The sequence below is a fragment of the Pedococcus sp. P3_C7 genome (genome assembly GCF_056402615.1).
Genome location: NZ_JBFUHC010000016.1, coordinates 1 through 1,343 on the forward strand (window position 1 = coordinate 1; position 1,343 = coordinate 1,343).

Genomic DNA, 1,343 nt, shown 5'->3' on the forward strand with positions numbered 1-1,343 from the left:
TGTAGGCATTCGGCTGATGGTTGACGGTTTTACGTCGGTTGATCCTTGACACTCCTTACGTCAGTTTGTCCTGCGGGTCTTGGTCAGTGCACCTCCCAAGGGTCGTTTGTTGCGGACGGGGCCGGTGCTGTCGCGTCGCACGGTGCGCAGCAGCTCGTTGCCGATCCAGAACTGGAGGGTGTCGGGGCCGACGTGGACGTCGCAGCGTTCACCGGCCCGGTGGCGTCCGACGGAGACCTGTTGCCAGGAGACGCACACGACGCCGACGGTGGAGACCTTCCGGGCGACCCATTCGGGGCCGTCTCGGTCGGGCTGGTCGCGCAGCGTCCTGCGGGTGGTGACGGTGAACCTCTCCGCCGGGGTGGCCATGTCCAGGGACTGGTGGGGCCGGTCCTGGTTGTAGGAGGCGACCCATTCGTCCATGGCTTGCTGGGCGGTGGCCTTTGAGGTGAACAGGGTCCCGGTGAGCAGTTCGGCGCGCAGGGTCCGGTGGAAGCGTTCGATCTTGCCGGTGGTGGTGGGTGAGCGGGGCTTGGTCAGCAGGTGCTCGATCCCGTTCTCGCGGCAGATCCGGTCGAACAGCACCTCGGTCGGTGGGTGGTTGAACCGGCCGGTGAAGACCTTGCCGTTGTCGGTCAGGATCTGTTCGGGCACCCCGTGGGTGGCCAGCGCCGCGGTAAACGCGTCACAGACCAGCTGGGTGCGTTCGCGGGCCATCAGGGCCGCGCACACGCAGAACCGGGAGTGGTCGTCGACCCCGGTCAGACACTTCAGCGTGGTCCCGTCCCGCAGGCCGATGCCACCCACGACGTCCATTTGCCACAGCTCCATCGGCTGGCCGCGCTCCCAGCGCTTCCACTCCTCGCGGCGCCGTCGCCGGGCCGTGGAGTCGATCAGGTTCGCCCGTCGTAACGCCCGGTACACCCCGGACTCGGAGACGCTGGTGTTCTTCCTGGCCAGTTCGAACACAATCCGGCGCGGACCCCAGCCCGGGTGCAGCCGGCGCAGCTCGAGCACCGCGACCTCCACCCCGGGATCCATCTGATGCGGACAGCTTCCGGGCCGATGGGACCGGTCGGCCAGCTCCTCCAAACCGCCCAGCTCGTACCTGGCCAACCACTCGTGCAGGGTTTGCCGCGAGACCGACCAGGCGGCCGCGACCTCCTTCACCGTGCGGCCGTCACTGATGACCGCCAGAACCGCCTTGTACCGCTGCTCAGCCACGCTCATCTCCCTCATCAAGGGAGTGTCAAGGATCAGCCGAAGTAGGTGTCAACCATCAACCGAAACACTGTCAGGCATCAACCGAAGCCCAAACGTCAAGCATCAGGCGAAGTCGTACA

Annotated in this window: 1 protein-coding gene; it reads right to left on the reverse strand. The window is 66.3% G+C overall.

Going from position 1 to position 1,343, the window contains the following annotated elements; genetic code table 11:
- Positions 1-60: 60 nt before the first annotated feature.
- Positions 61-1,239 (reverse strand): IS481 family transposase, encoded by a 1,179-nt coding sequence (locus tag AC1DS4_RS18945; protein WP_477613917.1) that lies wholly within the window; start codon positions 1,237-1,239, stop codon positions 61-63.
- Between the last annotated feature and the right edge of the window lie 104 nt (positions 1,240-1,343).